Source organism: Streptomyces sp. NPDC085932 (assembly GCF_044540525.1).
GTDB lineage: Bacteria > Actinomycetota > Actinomycetes > Streptomycetales > Streptomycetaceae > Streptomyces > Streptomyces levis.
This window is the reverse complement of sequence record NZ_JBITSJ010000002.1, coordinates 534,620-548,346: the sequence shown is the minus strand read 5'-3', so window position 1 is coordinate 548,346 and position 13,727 is coordinate 534,620. Positions and strand designations below refer to the sequence as shown.

Annotated in this window: 13 protein-coding genes; 2 read left to right on the top strand and 11 right to left on the bottom strand. The window is 73.6% G+C overall.

Annotated elements, in window-relative coordinates; translation table 11 throughout:
- Positions 1 to 37 precede the first annotated feature (37 nt).
- The 10 genes from ACIGAQ_RS11640 to hrcA form a co-directional block, all read right to left on the bottom strand.
- On the bottom strand, positions 38 to 1,030 hold the full coding sequence (locus tag ACIGAQ_RS11640; protein WP_311686810.1) for an adenosine deaminase: 993 nt from the start codon (positions 1,028 to 1,030) through the stop codon (positions 38 to 40).
- Between the two features lie 20 nt (positions 1,031 to 1,050).
- A complete protein-coding gene (locus tag ACIGAQ_RS11635; RefSeq protein ID WP_399781579.1) occupies positions 1,051 to 1,956 on the bottom strand; it encodes a ribonuclease Z in 906 nt (301 codons plus the stop codon).
- Between the two features lie 5 nt (positions 1,957 to 1,961).
- On the bottom strand, positions 1,962 to 2,315 hold the full coding sequence (locus ACIGAQ_RS11630; RefSeq protein WP_362274661.1) for a histidine triad nucleotide-binding protein: 354 nt from the start codon (positions 2,313 to 2,315) through the stop codon (positions 1,962 to 1,964).
- Between the two features lie 85 nt (positions 2,316 to 2,400).
- Positions 2,401 to 5,550, bottom strand: a complete 3,150-nt coding sequence (locus ACIGAQ_RS11625; RefSeq protein ID WP_394814335.1) for a S41 family peptidase — start codon at positions 5,548 to 5,550, stop codon at positions 2,401 to 2,403.
- A gap of 90 nt (positions 5,551 to 5,640) precedes the next feature.
- Entirely contained in the window at positions 5,641 to 6,198 is a 558-nt protein-coding gene (locus ACIGAQ_RS11620; protein ID WP_399781576.1) for a hypothetical protein, read from the bottom strand.
- Between the two features lie 49 nt (positions 6,199 to 6,247).
- Positions 6,248 to 6,640: a VOC family protein gene (locus ACIGAQ_RS11615; RefSeq protein WP_311686820.1), complete on the bottom strand. Its 393-nt coding sequence runs from the start codon at positions 6,638 to 6,640 to the stop codon at positions 6,248 to 6,250.
- Between the two features lie 16 nt (positions 6,641 to 6,656).
- Positions 6,657 to 7,397, bottom strand: coding sequence for a 16S rRNA (uracil(1498)-N(3))-methyltransferase (locus tag ACIGAQ_RS11610; RefSeq protein WP_399781573.1), 741 nt, complete (start codon positions 7,395 to 7,397; stop codon positions 6,657 to 6,659).
- On the bottom strand, positions 7,394 to 8,482 hold the full coding sequence (locus tag ACIGAQ_RS11605) for a nitronate monooxygenase (protein ID WP_399781570.1): 1,089 nt from the start codon (positions 8,480 to 8,482) through the stop codon (positions 7,394 to 7,396). The genes ACIGAQ_RS11610 and ACIGAQ_RS11605 overlap by 4 nt, the downstream gene beginning before the upstream one ends.
- Before the next feature lie 100 nt (positions 8,483 to 8,582).
- Positions 8,583 to 9,719 (bottom strand): molecular chaperone DnaJ, encoded by a 1,137-nt coding sequence (gene dnaJ, locus ACIGAQ_RS11600; RefSeq protein WP_311686826.1) that lies wholly within the window; start codon positions 9,717 to 9,719, stop codon positions 8,583 to 8,585.
- Positions 9,719 to 10,735 carry a heat-inducible transcriptional repressor HrcA gene (gene hrcA / locus ACIGAQ_RS11595; RefSeq protein ID WP_031111606.1) on the bottom strand — a complete coding sequence of 339 codons (1,017 nt, stop codon included), beginning with the start codon at positions 10,733 to 10,735 and terminating at the stop codon, positions 9,719 to 9,721. Before hrcA ends, dnaJ begins: the two co-directional genes overlap by 1 nt.
- Positions 10,736 to 10,906: 171 nt before the next feature.
- Here hrcA and ACIGAQ_RS11590 point away from each other — a divergent pair, with 171 nt between their 5' ends.
- Positions 10,907 to 11,638: an MBL fold metallo-hydrolase gene (locus ACIGAQ_RS11590; RefSeq protein ID WP_362274675.1), complete on the top strand. Its 732-nt coding sequence runs from the start codon at positions 10,907 to 10,909 to the stop codon at positions 11,636 to 11,638.
- 31 nt (positions 11,639 to 11,669) lie between these two features.
- Positions 11,670 to 12,473 (top strand): DUF3097 domain-containing protein, encoded by an 804-nt coding sequence (locus ACIGAQ_RS11585; protein WP_399781565.1) that lies wholly within the window; start codon positions 11,670 to 11,672, stop codon positions 12,471 to 12,473.
- A 12-nt stretch (positions 12,474 to 12,485) separates the two neighbouring features.
- On the opposite strand, the gene hemW is transcribed toward ACIGAQ_RS11585, so the two are convergent.
- Entirely contained in the window at positions 12,486 to 13,718 is a 1,233-nt protein-coding gene (hemW, locus tag ACIGAQ_RS11580) for a radical SAM family heme chaperone HemW (RefSeq protein WP_362274678.1), read from the bottom strand.
- Positions 13,719 to 13,727: the final 9 nt, after the last annotated feature.

Below are 13,727 nucleotides of genomic sequence, written 5' to 3'. Positions count from 1 at the left end.
TCCCTCCGTCCGCCCGGAGGGACTGTACGGAAACGGTCTAGGAGAAGGTGTACGCCTCGACCTCGGCGAGGTACCGCGCCCGCAGTTCCTCGTCGTCCTCCAGGAAGGAGGCGAGGAAGGAGTTGCGGGCCAGCTCGCGCAGCCGCTCCTCCTCCAGGCCGAGGGTCGCGCGCACGGCGTCGAAGTTGTCCCCGGCGTAGCCGCCGAAGTAGGCCGGGTCGTCGGAGTTGACCGTGCACATCAGGCCGGCGTCCAGCATGGCGGGCAGCGGATGGTCGGCGAGGGTGTCGACGGTACGCAGCCGGACGTTCGACAGCGGGCACAGCGTCAGCGGCACCCGGTCCCGCACCAGCCGCTCCACCAGCGCCGGGTCCTCCACGCAGCGCAGCCCGTGGTCGACCCGCTCGACGCCGAGCACGTCCAGCGCCTCGGTGATGTACTCCGGGGGCCCCTCCTCGCCCGCGTGGGCGACCCGCCGCAGTCCCAGGGCGGCGGCCGCCTCGTAGACCTCGCGGAACTTCACCGGCGGGTGCCCGACCTCCGCCGAGTCCAGCCCGACGCCGGTGATCCGGTCCAGGTAGGGCTTGGCCGCCTCCAGGGTCGCCAGGGCCGACTCGGCGGACTCGTCGCGCAGGAAGCACAGGATCAGCCGGGTCGAGACGCCGTGGTTCTCCTCGCTGCGTCCCAGCGCCCGCCACAGCCCCTCGACGACCGTGCCGAGCTCCAGACCGCGGCCGGTGTGGGCCTGCGGGTCGAAGAAGATCTCCGCGTGCCGCACGCCCTGCGCGGCGGCCCGGGCGAGGTACTCGTTCGCCAGGTCCTCGAAGTCCCGCTCGGTGCGCAGGACGGCCATGAGCTCGTAGTACAGGTTCAGGAACGACTGGAGGTCCTCGAAGCGGTAGGCCTCGCGCAGCTCGTCCGTGTCGGCACAGGGCAGCGTGAGGCCGTTGCGCGTGGCGAGCTCGAAGGCGAGTTCCGGCTCCAGGGTCCCTTCGATGTGAAGGTGCAGTTCGGCTTTGGGGATGGGCATCAATGCATCGTACGGGCGTTTCACCGACGCTTCGGAACCGGCACCCGGAGGAGGTCGTGGGCGACGGTCAGCTCGCCCTCGTACCCGGCGGCCCGCGCCTGCCGCTCGAACTCGTCCGGATCGGTGTAGCGCTGGCTGAAGTGGGTCAGCACCAGGTGCCGCACCCCACTCTCCCGCGCCACCCGCGCCGCCTGACCTGCCGTCAGGTGGCCGTGCTCCACGGCCAGTCGCTCGTCCTCGTCGAGGAAGGTCGACTCGATGACGAGCAGGTCGCAGCCCTCGGCCAGCGCGTACACGCCGTCGCACAGCCGGGTGTCCATGACGAACGCGAACCGCTGTCCGCGCCGCACCTCGCTGACGTCCTCCAGGGTGACCCCGCCGAGCGAGCCCTCACGCTGGATCCGCCCCACGTCCGGGCCCTTCACCCCGTGCGCGGCGAGCCGCTCGGGCAGCATGCGGCGGCCGTCGGGCTCGACGAGGCGGTAGCCGTAGGACTCGACCGGGTGCGACAGCTTGCGGGCCTCCAGCGTGTAGCCGCCGGCGCGGGCGAGGGGCCCGTCGGCGTCGACCGGCGCCTCGGTGATGCCGACGGTCTCGCGGTAGGCGGTGGCGTACCGGAGCCGGTCGAAGAAGCGCTGCCCGGAGCGGGGGTAGTGGGCGGTGATCCCGTGCGGGACCTGGTCGAGGTTGATGCGCTGGATCACTCCGGCGAGGCCCAGGCTGTGGTCCCCGTGAAAGTGGGTGACGCAGATCCGGTTCAGGTCGTGCGCGGCGACCCCGGCGCGCAGCATCTGGCGCTGCGTGCCCTCGCCGGGGTCGAACAGGATGCCCTCGCCGTCCCAGCGCAGCAGGTAGCCGTTGTGGTTGCGGTGCCGGGTCGGGACCTGGCTGGCGGTGCCGAGGACGACGAGTTCGCGTACGGACAAGGCGGTTACCCCGGGGGCCATTCGAGGCCGCGGCCGCCGAGGACGTGGCCGTGCACGTGCCAGACGGTCTGGCCGGCGCCGCTGCCGGTGTTGAAGACGAGGCGGTAGCTGTCGAGCTTCTCCTCGTCGGCGACGGCCCGGGCCTCGCGGAGCACGTCCGCGGTGAGGGCCGGGTCGGCGGCGGCGAGGGCACCGGCGTTCTCGTAGTGCGCCTTGGGGATGACCAGGACGTGCGTGGGAGCCTGCGGATTGATGTCGCGGAAGGCGAGGGTCGTCTCCGTCTGGCGGACGATCGTCGCCGGGATGGTGCCTGCGACGATCTTGCAGAACAGGCAGTCGTCCTGGGGTTCCCCGGCCATTCGGTTACCTCCGAAGTCTGGGCGGTGTGATCGCAGTCGGCATCGTATCGCCGTCCGGTAGGGCGGTTCGGCCCCTGGCCGTGTCCTAGAGGGTCGGCAGGGCCGGGGGCGTCTTCGCCGGACTGGCCTCCAGCGCCTCCAGGGCCAGTCGGATCGCCTCGTCCAGTTGCGCGTCCCTGCCCGCCGCGTGGTCCTGCGGGCGCTGGACGACCTCCACGTCCGGGTCGACGCCGTGGTTCTCCACGCCCCACCCGTACCCCTCCAGCCAGAACGCGTACTTCGGCTGGGTGACCAGCGTGCCGTCGACCAGGCGGTAACGGCTGTCGATGCCGATGACGCCGCCCCAGGTGCGGGTGCCGACCACGGGGCCGATGCCGAGGGCCTTGATCGCGGCGTTGACGATGTCGCCGTCGGAGCCGGAGAACTCGTTGGCGACGGCGACGACCGGGCCGCGGGGCGCGTCGCGCGGGTAGCTCTCGGCGCGCATGCCGCGGGGCAGGTCCCAGCCGACGACGCGGCGGGCCAGTTTCTCCACGACGAGCTGGGAGGTGTGGCCGCCGCGGTTCTCGCGGACGTCGACGACCAGCCCCTCGCGGGCCACCTCGACGCGCAGGTCGCGGTGGATCTGCGCCCAGCCGGGCGCCTGCATGTCCGGGACGTGGAGGTAGCCGAGGCGGCCGCCGGACTTCTCGTGGACGTAGGCGCGGCGGTCGGCGACCCAGGCGTGGTACCGCAGCGGTTCCTCGTCGGCGACCGGGACGACGACGGCGTGCCGGGGGTCGCCGCCGCCGGACGGGGAGATGGTCAGCTCCACCGGCTTGTTCGCCGTGCCGATCAGCAGCGGGCCGGGGCCGGTGACGGGGTCGACGGGCTGCCCCGCGACCGCCACGACGGCGTCCCCGGGGCGTACCGCGACGCCGGGTGCGGCCAGCGGGCTGCGGGCGTCCGGGTCGGAGGTCTCCGAGGGCAGGATGCGGTCGACGCGCCAGGTGCCGTCCTCGTGGCGGGAGAGGTCGGCGCCGAGCAGGCCCTGGCGGGGGCCGCCGCCGGATCCGCCGCGCGGGGTGACGTAGGCGTGAGACGTGCCGAGTTCGCCTTGGACCTCCCACAGCAGGTCGACGAGGTCGTCGTGGGTGGCGAGCCGCTCCACGACCGGGCGGTAGCGGTCGAGCACGCCCTCCCAGTCGACGCCGCTCATGTCCGGCCGCCAGAAGTGGTCGCGCATGATGCGGCCGTTCTCGTCGAACATCTGCCGCCACTCGGCGGCGGGGTCGATCATCTGGCGGACCCGGCTCAGGTCGACGGTGATGTTGCTGTCGCTGTCGTCGTCCCCGGAGGCGCGCCGGTCGCTGGGCACGACCTTCAGGCGCCCGTCGGTCCACAGCAGCACCCGCTTGCCGTCACCGCTGACCTCGAAGTGGTCGGCGTCGACGGCGAGATGCTCGACGCGCTGCTGGGCGAGGTCGTAGCGCTCCAGCTCGGTCTTCGGCTCGGGGTCGTCCGGGGTGGCACGGGACGCGCCGAGGACACCGGCGACCGGGTGGCGCAGCCACAGCACGCCGTCCTTGGCGGCCCGCAGGTTGGAGTAGCGGGCGGCCTCCACCGGGAAGGGCACGATGCGGTCGGCCAGGCCCTCCAGGTCGATGCGGGTGGTGGGGGTGCCCTCGCTGTCGGGCGTCTCCTCCCGGTCGGGCGCCTCGAAGGAGCGGCCGTGCCGCTGCGGGCCGAACGGGGAGGGGGTGGTCGCCGCGAGCGTGATGAGGTGCGGCCGGGCGCCCTCGACGAAGGCCAGGTCGAAGACGTGCTCGTCGTAGACCGGGTCGAAGGAGCGGGTCGACAGGAACGCGAGGTGCTTGCCGTCCGCCGTGAACGCGGGGGCGTAGTCCTGGAAGCGCAGCGGGGTCGCCTCGGTGACCGACAGGTCGGTGGTGTTGGCGAGCTTCAGCTGGCTCAGGGGCCGCGGGCCGGGGTGGGACCAGGCGAGCCAGGCCGAGTCGGGCGAGAAGACCAGCCCGGACACGTCGCCGTCCTCGCTGCGGTCGACCTCCCGCACCTCGCCGGTCTCCCGCTCCACGAGCAGCAGCCGCCCGTCGTGGGAGGCCACGGCGGCCCGGCTGCCGTCGGGGGCCATGGCGAGGTCCAGCACCCTGCCGAGCTGCCCGGCGGCGAGCCGGCGCGGGGTCGCGCCCGGGGCGAGGCCGGTGGCGGGGGCGAACTCCAGGGCGTCGTCGCCCTCGGCGTCCGTCACCCACACCACCCACTCCTCGCCGTCGGCGCGGAAGGTCCGCGGCAGCCGGGCCCGGACACCGGGTGTGGCGGCCAGGGCGCGGGCCGGACCGGAGCGGTGGGTGACCCAGTGCACGGTGCCGCGCACGGAGACGGCACTGCCGCGCGCGGTGTGGTCCGGGGAGGCCGATCCGAACCAGCGGGAGGCGTTCACCGGGAACGGCTGCAGGTCGACGCGCTGCCCGCCGAGGCGCACGTCGAGCCGGCGCGGCTCGGCCCCGTCCAGGTCGTCCAGCAGCCAGAGTTCACCCGCGCTGGACCAGACGACACGGCTGCCGTCGGTGGCCGCGTGCCGGGCGTAGAAGCCGTCGAGAGGCGTGTGCCGGCGCAGGTCGGAGCCGTCGGCGAGGGAGGAGTAGAGCGCGCCGGTGCCCTCGTGGTCGGAGAGGAACGCGACCCGGTCGCCCACCCACAGCGGGTCCTCGATGTTGCCGTCGAGGTCCTCGTGCAGCCGGACGAACTCGCCGTCGCCCTCGCGATCGATCCACAACTTGCCCGCCGTGCCGCCCCGGTACCGCTTCCACCAGGCCGCCTCGCGCCCCATCGGCGCGGACAGCAGCACCGTGTGCGGCCCGTACGCGACGTGGCCGACCGGCCCGTACGGCAGGACGGCGGCCGGGCCGCCGTCCAGCGGGACGGCGCGCGCCCAGGTGCGGCGCAGGCTGGCCTGGCCGTGGGAGCTGATCGCCAGGACCTCGCCGCCGGGCGTCCAGCCACGCACCTGGGTCTTCGAACTGCCCCAGTGGGTCAGGCGCTTGGCGGGGCCACCGTCGACCGGGGCAACGAGCACCTCCGGGGCGCCGTCGCGGGTGGAGGTCCAGGCGACGGTGGTGCCGTCGGGCGAGATGCGGGGGTGGGTCACCGGCGTGTTGTCGGCGCTGACCCGCCAGGCCCGGCCACCGTCGAGCGGCGCGAGCCACACGTCGTCCTCGGCGGTGAAGGCGACCAGGTCGCCGTGCACGTGCGGGAAGCGGAGGTAAGCAGGCGATGTCACCTGATCACCCTATGCAGCGAGGGCGCCGCGCGGAACGGGTTCGGATCACTTGCCCTCGACAGGGCGGCAGTCCGGGTACCGGTCGCACCAGATGGTCTGGGTGACGGTCACCGTGACGGTGGGCCCCGGCCGGTCGTTCGTGGGTCCGCCGCCGACGGGGGACGGGCTGGTGGCGTCGCAGTCGCCGAGCCCGTCGACCTGGAACCACACCTTGCCGTCGACCTTGGCGGTGATGTTCCCGCGCACACAGGCCCCGTCCACCGCGTGGGTGACCTTGCCGTCGACGGTGATGTCCTTGCCGTCGTCGGTCTCGCCCTCGCAGTCGACGGTCGCGACGGTGTTCTCGCTCGCCGAGGGCGACGCCTTCGTGTTCCGGCCGCTGTCGCCGTAGGAGGCGGTGCAGCTGAGCCAGCGCACGCCCGCCTTCTGACGGTCGAGTTCCCGGGTCACGGTCTCGTCCGTGGTGTACGCGACGGCCGCGGTACTGATGCCGCCGCCCGGCTCGCAGGCGACGGCGCCGCCCACGGCGACGACCGCGAACACCGCTGCCCCGGCCGCCCGCCGCCCGCGCGGCCCCCGCCGAAACCTCCTCGAAGCCCCCATGAAGGGCAGCCTGCCATCGACGGGGGCGGCGCGGTAGGGCGCAAAGGCGTCAACCGCGCAGCAGCAGCCACTCCTGGAGCTCCACCAAGTTGCCCTCGGGGTCCTTGAGATGGGCGACCCGCATCCGGTCCGTCAGGGGCGCCGGCCCGTGCAGGACCGTGGCGCCGCGCAGCGTGATCTCCTCGCAGTACGCGTCCAGCGCGTCCACCCGCAGCACCACCAGGGACCGGTGCCCGGTGGCCGCGTCCCCCACCTCGTCGAGCACCTCGGCCATCATCGACCGGTCCTGCAGCGCGATCCCGGCGGAGCCGACCGCGGGGCTGAACTTCTCGTACGGGCCCTCACTGGCGCCCGACTGCGGCTTGAGGCCGAGGACGTCGCCGTAGAAGCGGTAACACGCGGCGAAGTCGGTGACGAGCAGGCGTACTTGGGCGAGTTCCACGGTGCCTCCAGGGGGTTCAGGACCAGCGGCCGGTACGCGCCAGGAGGACGGCCGCGGCCGCCGTCCCGGCAGTCGATGTGCGCAGCACGCTGCGCCCGAGGCGGTACGCCCCGGCCCCCGCCTCCTCGAACAGCGCCAGTTCCTCCGGCGCCACGCCCCCCTCGGGCCCCACGACCAGGACGATCTCACCGGCGGCCGGCAACTCGGCCGTGGCCAGCGGGACGTCGCCGCTCTCGTGGAGCACCGCGGCGAAGTCGGCCTCGCGCAGCAGCGCGGCGACCTGCTGGGTCGTGGCCGCGTCGGCGACCTCCGGGAAGCGCACCCGGCGCGACTGCTTGCCGGCCTCCCGCGCGGTGGCCCGCCACTTGGCGAGCGCCTTCGCCCCGCGCTCGCCCTTCCACTGCGTGATGCAGCGGGCCGCGGCCCACGGCACGACGGCGTCGACGCCGACCTCGGTCATGGTCTCGACGGCCAGCTCCCCGCGGTCGCCCTTGGGCAGCGCCTGCACGACGGTCACCCGCGGCTGCTCCGGGGACTCCTCGCCGACCGAGTCCAGCTGGACGATCAGCCGGTCCTTGCCCTCGGTGCCGAGCACCACGCAGTCCGCCCAGCGCCCGGCCCCGTCGGTGAGGATCACGTCCTCCCCGGGCCGCAGCCGCTTCACGGACACGGCGTGCCGCCCTTCCGGCCCGTCCAGGACGTACCGTCCGCCGCGGCCCGCGTCGAAGTGCTCGACGACGAACACCGGCGCGGTCATCGCACGCCTCCGCCCGCGACGCCCCCGCCCGACAACGCTGTCCTGGCGGCGGCGAGTTCGGCGGCCAGGACCTCCGTCAGCTGTCCGGCGGGCAGTTCCCGGGCCATCCGGTGGCCCTGCCCGGCCCACAGCGCCATGCCCTGCGCGTCCCCGGCCTTGGCGGCGGCCTTGCGCAGCGGCGAGGTGAGGTGGTGGATCTCGGGGTAGGCGGCGGGCGCGTACGGGCCGTGCTCGCGCAGGAAGCGGTTGACGAGCCCGCGCGCCGGGCGGCCCGAGAAGGCCCGGGTCAACTCGGTCCGCACGAACAGCGGGTTGGTCAGCGCCTGCTTGTGCAGGGCGTGCGCGCCGGACTCGTGCGTGGCGAGGAAGGCCGTGCCCAGCTGGGCCGCGTGGGCACCGGCCGCGAGGACCGCGGCGATCTGGCCGCCGCGCATGATGCCGCCGGCGGCGACGATCGGGATGCCGACGGCCTCCCGGACCTGCGCGACCAGGGTCAGCAGGCCGAGGCCGGAGCCGTCCGTCTCGGGGACGTCCCGGTGGGTGCCCTGGTGGCCGCCCGCCTCGACGCCCTGCGCGATCACGGCGTCCGCGCCGGCCCGCTCGACGGCCCGGGCCTCGTCGGGGGTGGTGGCGGTGGCCAGGACGAAGGTGCCGACCCGGTGCAGGGCGTCGACCACCTCGCGGTGCGGCACGCCGAAGTGGAACGACACCACCGGGACGGGGTTGTCGCGGAGCACCGCGAGTTTGGTCTCGTAGCCGTCGTCCCGGCCGCTCTCCGGGTCGCCGAGCTCGGCCTCGTACCAGGTGGCCTCGCCGGACAGCTGGTGGGCGTAGACGTCGACGGCGGCGGGGTCGGCGTACTCCGGCTGCGGCATGAAGAGGTTGACCCCGAAGGGCCGGCCGGTGAGGCTCCTCAGCTGCTTGATCTCCTGGTACATCCCGTCGGCGGTCTTGTACCCGGCGGCGAGGAACCCGAGCCCGCCCGCTTCGCACACGGCGGCGGCGAGCTTCGGCACGGAGACGCCGCCCGCCATGGGGGCCTGCACGATCGGGAGCGGGAAGAGATCGGTCAGTGCGGAGGACATGACCGCATGTTGTCACGTCCTCCGGACAACTCCGAATCCGGCCTGCCGTGTGGCATAGACCAGAGGAACTACCGCTTCCGCACCCCTGCCGGCCCTCGCGTCAGCGGCCGTTGAAGGCGTCCTTCAGCCGCGAGAACAGCCCCTGCTGACCCGGCTGGAACTGGCCCGTCGGCCGTTCCTCGCCGCGCAGCTTGGACAGTTCCCGCAGGAGGCGCTCCTGCTCGGGGTCGAGCTTGGTCGGGGTCTGGACCTCGACGTGCACGATGAGGTCGCCGCGTCCGCCGCCGCGCAGGTGCGTGACGCCCCGGCCGTGCAGCGGGATCGACTGGCCGGACTGGGTGCCCGGTCGGATGTCGACCTCCTCCATGCCGTCGAGCGTCTCCAGCGGCACCTTCGTGCCGAGGGCGGCCGCCGTCATCGGCAGCGTGACCGTGCAGTGCAGGTCGTCGCCGCGGCGCTGGAACTGCGCGTGCGGCAGCTCGTGGATCTCGACGTAGAGGTCGCCCGCGGGACCGCCGCCGGGCCCGACCTCGCCCTCGCCGGCGAGCTGGATGCGCGTGCCGTTGTCCACACCGGCCGGGATCTTGACCGTGAGGGTGCGGCGCGAGCGCACCCGGCCGTCGCCCGCGCACTCGGGGCACGGCGTCGGGACGACCGTGCCGAAGCCCTGGCACTGCGGGCACGGGCGGGACGTCATGACCTGGCCCAGGAAGGACCGGGTCACCTGTGACACCTCACCGCGGCCGCGGCACATGTCGCACGTCTGCGCGGAGGTGCCCGGGGCGGCGCCCTCGCCGTTGCAGGTGTTGCAGACGACGGCGGTGTCGACCTGGATGTCCTTCGTCGTGCCGAAGGCCGCCTCGTCGAGCTCCACCTCGATGCGGATCATGGCGTCCTGGCCGCGGCGGGTGCGCGAGCGCGGTCCGCGCTGCGACGCCGTACCGAAGAACGCGTCCATGATGTCCGAGAAGTTCCCGAAGCCGCCGGCTCCGAAGCCGCCCGCGCCGGCGCCGCCGGACTGCGAGAGCGGGTCGCCGCCGAGGTCGTAGACCTGCTTCTTCTGCGGGTCCGACAGCACCTCGTAGGCGGCGTTGATCTCCTTGAACCGCTCCTGGGTCTTCGGATCGGGGTTGACGTCCGGGTGCAGCTCGCGGGCGAGCCGCCGGAAGGCCTTCTTGATCTCTTCCTGCGACGCGTCGCGGCGCACGCCGAGTACGGCGTAGTAGTCCGTGGCCACTACGACTCCGCCAGGATCTGTCCGACGTACCGTGCCACTGCGCGTACCGCTCCCATCGTTCCCGGGTAGTCCATGCGGGTCGGTCCGACCACGCCGAGCTTGGCGACTGCCTCGCCGCCCGAACCGTAGCCGACCGACACGACGGACGTGGAGTTGAGTCCTTCGTGGGCGTTCTCGTGACCGATACGGACGGTCACGCCCGGATCCTTCGCCTCGCCGAGCAGCTTGAGGAGCACGACCTGCTCCTCCAGCGCCTCCAGCACCGGCCGGATCGTGAGGGGGAAGTCATGACCGAAGCGGGTCAGATTGGCGGTGCCGCCGATCATCAGCCGCTCCTCGTTCTCCTCGACGAGCGTCTCCAGGAGTGTGGAGAGCACCGTGGAGACCGTACCCCGGTCCTCGTGCTCGAAAGCCTCCGGGAGATCCTCCACCAGACTCGGCACATCCGCGAAACGGCGGTTCGCCACCCGGCTGTTGAGGCGCGCACGCAGATCCGCGAGCGAGGCCTCGCCGAAGGGCGCCGGGCAGTCGACGACCCGCTGCTCGACCCGCCCGGTGTCCGTGATCAGCACGAGCATCACCCGCGCGGGCGCCAGGGAGAGCAGCTCCACGTGCCGCACGGTGGACCGGGTCAGCGACGGGTACTGCACGACGGCGACCTGGCGCGTGAGCTGCGCGAGCAGCCGCACCGTGCGCGCCACGACGTCGTCGAGGTCGACGGCGCCCTCCAGGAAGTTCTGGATCGCGCGCCGCTCGGGAGCCGTCATGGGCTTGACGCCGGCGAGCTTGTCGACGAACAGGCGGTAGCCCTTGTCGGTGGGGATGCGCCCGGCACTGGTGTGCGGCTGGGCGATGTATCCCTCGTCCTCCAGGGCCGCCATGTCGTTGCGCACGGTCGCCGGGGAGACTCCGAGGTTGTGCCGCTCGGTGAGGGCCTTGGAGCCGACCGGCTCCTCGGTGCCGACGTAGTCCTGGACGATGGCGCGCAGCACCTGAAGCCTGCGTTCACTGAGCACCGCGCACACCTCCAGAAGTCGTCCGCCCGTTGCCTGCCACTCGCGGCCTGGCACTCTGCGCGTGCGAGTGCCAACGTTCCCCGGCCCAGTGTACGGCGGTGGGGTACGCCTCCGGCAAGGCTGGTCGTGCGGCGTCGTGCCCCGGGCGGGGCGCACCGCTAGCGTCGCGGTATGACGGTGACTTGGGAAGAGGCCGGGTGGGAGCGCCTGGCCGCCGGGGTGGGCCGGTGCCGGCTGCCGGTGTGGGACTGCACGGCGGGACTGGTCGCCGGCGAGGGGGCGGTCCTCGTGATCGACGCCGGGTCGAGCCCGGCCGAGGGCGCGCGGGTGCGTGCGCAGGCGCGGGCGCTCACCGGTCGCCGTGTGACACATCTCGCGCTGACCCATCCCCACTTCGACCATGTCTTCGGGGCGGCCGCGTTCGAGGACGCGGAGACGTTCGGGGCGGTCGGCGTGGACGCGGTGCTGAGCCGAGCGCGGGACCGCGAGGAGCTGTGCGCGGACGCGGTGCGCAACGGCCTGGCGGAGACCGTGGCGCGCGAGTCGGCGGACCGGCTGGTCCCGCCCCGCCACCTGGTCTCCGGCGAGTGGACGCTCGACCTGGGCGGCGGCTGCCAGGTGCTGCTGGCGAACGTGGGTCCGGGGCACACCGCGCACGACCTGGCGGTGCTGGTGCCGGGCGATCCGGAGGTGGTGTTCTGCGGCGACCTGGTCGAGGAGTCGGGCGAGCCCCAGGCCGGCCCGGACGCGGTGCCGTCGCAGTGGCCGGCCGCGCTGGACCGGCTGCTCGCCCTGGGCGGCGAGGACGCGCTGTACGTGCCCGGTCACGGAGCGGTGGTGGACGCGGCGTTCGTCCGGGCCCAACGGGACGCGCTGGCGGCGCGTTTCGGCGTGTCGTCGTGACCGTCCGGCGGCTTTCCCTATCGTCATGCGAATGCGCCAGTACTCGACCGATCTGACCCCGCCGTGGAAGAAGCCGAAGCCGGTCCCCGAGGTCCCGGCGGAACCGGGCCTGGTGGTCGAGGAGCCCGGCACCGGCTTCTGCGGGGCGGTCGTCCGCTGCGAGGCGGGCACGGTGACGCTGGAGGACCGCTTCGGCAAGCACCGCGTGTTCCCGATGGAGCCGCGCGGCTTCCTCCTGGAGGGCAGGGTGGTGACACTGGTCCGCCCCTCGCCGGGCGCCCCGGCGCGGCCCACGCGCACGGCCTCCGGCTCGGTGGCCGTCCCCGGCGCACGCGCGCGCGTGGCCCGGGCCGGCCGCATCTACGTCGAGGGCCGGCACGACGCCGAGCTGGTCGAGAAGGTGTGGGGCGACGACCTGCGCATCGAGGGCGTGGTGGTGGAGTACCTGGAGGGCGTCGACGACCTGCCGTCGATCGTCGAGTCCTTCGCCCCCGGCCCGGACGCGCGCCTCGGCGTCCTGGTCGACCACCTCGTGCCGGGCTCCAAGGAGTGGCACATCGCGCAGTCGGTGACGAGCGAGCACGCGCTGGTGGTGGGCCACCCGTACATCGACATCTGGGAGGCGGTGAAGCCGTCGTCCCTCGGCATCGGGTCCTGGCCCCGGGTCCCGCGGGGCCAGGACTGGAAGACGGGCGTGTGCCGTGCCCTGGGCTGGCCGCAGAACACGGGCGCGGCCTGGCAGCGGATCCTGTCGGGGGTCCACTCGTACAAGGACCTGGAGCCGGAGCTGCTGGGCCGGGTGGAGGAACTGATCGACTTCGTGACGGCGGCCTAGGCCGGCGCTCGCTCAGTCCACGAGATCGCGCACCACGCCGTCGGCCAGCAACCGCCCGCGCAGGGTCAGCACGGCCCGCCCCCGCGCATACGGCTCCTCCTGGAGCAGGCCGTCGGCCAGGGCCCTGCGCGACGCCGCCAGCCCGTCCGCCCGCAGCAGCGCCAGCGGTACTCCGTCCCGCAGCCGCAGCTCCAGCAGGATCCGCTCGACCCGCCGGTCCTCCTCCGAGAGCACCTCACGCCCGGCCCCGGGCGAACGTCCGGCCGCCAGCGCCGCCGCGTACGCGCCCGGGTGCTTCACGTTCCACCACCGCACCCCGCCCACGTGGCTGTGCGCCCCGGGCCCGGCCCCCCACCAGTCGGCCCCCCGCCAGTACAGCTCGTTGTGCAGGCACCGCCCCGCCGCTGAGGTCGCCCAGTTCGACACCTCGTACCAGTCGAACCCGGCGCCCGAGAGCACCTCGTCCGCGATCAGGTACCGGTCGGCGTGCACGTCGTCGTCGGTCGTCGGCACCTCGCCCCGGCGGATCCGCCGCGCCAGCTGCGTCCCCTCCTCGACGATCAGCGCGTAGGCGCTGACGTGGTCCGGCCCGGCCCCCAGCACCGCGTCCAGCGACGCCCGCCAGTCGTCGTCCGACTCCCCCGGCGTGCCGTAGATCAGGTCGAGGTTGACGTGCTCGAACCCGGCCGCCCGGGCCTCCGCGACGCACGCCTCCGGACGCCCGGGCGTGTGCGTGCGGTCCAGCACCTTCAGCACGTGCTGCCGCGCGCTCTGCATCCCGAAGGAGATCCGGTTGAAGCCCCCCTCGCGCAGGGTCGCCAGATAGGCCGGGTCGACCGACTCCGGGTTGGCCTCCGTCGTGACCTCGGCGTCCGGCGCGAGCCCGAACTCGTCCCGGACGGCCTCCAGCATCCGGACGAGGTCGCCGGCGTCCAGCAGCGTCGGCGTGCCGCCGCCCACGAACACCGTGCGGACGGGGCGCGGGTCGTCCCCGAGGACCTTGCGGGCCAGGCGGATCTCGTCGACGAGGGTCTCGGCGTAGTTGTCGCGGGAGGCGAGCACACCGCCGGTGCCGCGCAGCTCGGTGGCGGTGTAGGTGTTGAAGTCGCAGTAGCCGCAGCGCGTGGCGCAGTACGGGACGTGCAGGTAGAACCCGAGCGGGCGGGCGGCGGCCCCGGCGAGGGCGGACGCGGGCAGCGCGCCGTCCTCGGGGACGGGCTCGCCGTCGGGGAGAGCGGAAGGCATGCCTTCCAT

What these genes read in the sequence shown, in the direction of transcription:
- ACIGAQ_RS11640 (WP_311686810.1), bottom strand. Translation starts at nt 1,030, where the DNA reads ATGCCCATCCCCAAAGCCGAACTGCACCTTCACATCGAAGGGACCCTG.
- ACIGAQ_RS11630 (WP_362274661.1), bottom strand. Translation starts at nt 2,315, where the DNA reads ATGGCCGGGGAACCCCAGGACGACTGCCTGTTCTGCAAGATCGTCGCA.
- ACIGAQ_RS11620 (WP_399781576.1), bottom strand. Translation starts at nt 6,198, where the DNA reads ATGGGGGCTTCGAGGAGGTTTCGGCGGGGGCCGCGCGGGCGGCGGGCG.
- ACIGAQ_RS11610 (WP_399781573.1), bottom strand. Translation starts at nt 7,397, where the DNA reads ATGACCGCGCCGGTGTTCGTCGTCGAGCACTTCGACGCGGGCCGCGGC.
- ACIGAQ_RS11605 (WP_399781570.1), bottom strand. Translation starts at nt 8,482, where the DNA reads ATGTCCTCCGCACTGACCGATCTCTTCCCGCTCCCGATCGTGCAGGCC.
- ACIGAQ_RS11590 (WP_362274675.1), top strand. Translation starts at nt 10,907, where the DNA reads ATGACGGTGACTTGGGAAGAGGCCGGGTGGGAGCGCCTGGCCGCCGGG.
- ACIGAQ_RS11585 (WP_399781565.1), top strand. Translation starts at nt 11,670, where the DNA reads ATGCGCCAGTACTCGACCGATCTGACCCCGCCGTGGAAGAAGCCGAAG.
- hemW (WP_362274678.1), bottom strand. Translation starts at nt 13,718, where the DNA reads ATGCCTTCCGCTCTCCCCGACGGCGAGCCCGTCCCCGAGGACGGCGCG.